We start from the raw sequence: 1,254 nt of genomic DNA on the forward strand, positions 1-1,254 counted from the left end.
CTCTTGATCCACCACCCCTGCCCCCTCCCCACCCACGAGCAGACAAGGGAGTCCGCCAGTGGCCATCTCCGTCTTCGACCTCTTCTCCATCGGCATCGGCCCGTCCTCCTCCCACACGGTCGGCCCGATGCGGGCGGCGCGCATGTTCGTGATGCGGCTGAAGAAGGACGGTGTCCTCGCCCAGACCGCCTCCGTGCGCGCGGAGCTCTTCGGCTCCCTCGGCGCGACCGGACACGGCCACGGCACCCCCAAGGCGGTCCTGCTCGGCCTGGAGGGCCACTCCCCCCGCACGGTGAACGTCGAGACCGCCGACGCCGAGGTGGAGCGCATCCGCAAGAGCGGACGCCTGCGGCTGCTGGGCACGGAGATAGGCGAGGGCCACGAGATCGCCTTCGACGAGCCGAACCAGCTGATCCTGCACCGCCGCCGCTCGCTGCCTTACCACGCGAACGGCATGACGCTCTTCGCCTACGACGAGTCCGGCACCCCGCTCCTGGAGAAGACGTACTACTCGGTCGGCGGCGGCTTCGTCGTGGACGAGGACGCGGTCGGCGAGGACCGGATCAAGCTCGACGACACCGTGCTGAAGTACCCCTTCCGCTCGGGCGACGAGATGCTGCGCCTCGCCAACGAGACGGGCCTGTCGATCTCCTCCCTGATGCTGGAGAACGAGAAGGCCTGGCGCACCGAGGAGGAGATCCGCGAGGGCCTCCTGGAGATCTGGCGGGTCATGCAGGCCTGCGTCTCGCGCGGCATGTCCCGCGAGGGCATCCTCCCCGGCGGGCTGCGCGTCAAGCGCCGCGCCGCCTCCACGGCGCGCCAGCTGCGCACCGAGGGCGACCCGATGATGCACCGCAGCGAGTGGACGACGATCTACGCGATGGCGGTCAACGAGGAGAACGCGGCGGGCGGCCGGGTCGTCACCGCGCCCACGAACGGCGCCGCGGGCGTGCTGCCGGCGGTCCTGCACTACTACATGAACTTCGTGCCGGGCGCGGACGAGGACGGCGTGGTCCGCTTCCTCCTGGCCGCGGGCGCGATCGGCATGCTCTTCAAGGAGAACGCCTCCATCTCCGGCGCCGAGGTCGGCTGCCAGGGCGAGGTCGGCTCGGCCTGCTCCATGGCGGCCGGCGCCCTCGCCGAGGTCCTGGGCGGCACCCCGGAGCAGGTCGAGAACGCCGCCGAGATCGGCATGGAGCACAACCTCGGCCTGACCTGCGACCCGGTCGGCGGCCTCGTCCAGATCCCGTGCAT

Annotated in this window: 1 protein-coding gene; it reads left to right on the forward strand. The window is 71.0% G+C overall.

The window, feature by feature from the left end; genetic code table 11:
* Window positions 1-58: 58 nt before the first annotated feature.
* The coding region (locus ACFV0Q_RS41770; RefSeq protein WP_385013349.1) for an L-serine ammonia-lyase at window positions 59-1,254 on the forward strand (1,196 nt) is incomplete at its 3' end.

Origin of the sequence: Streptomyces sp. NPDC059564 (assembly GCF_042735575.1) — a bacterium.
Taxonomy (GTDB): Bacteria; Actinomycetota; Actinomycetes; order Streptomycetales; family Streptomycetaceae; genus Streptomyces.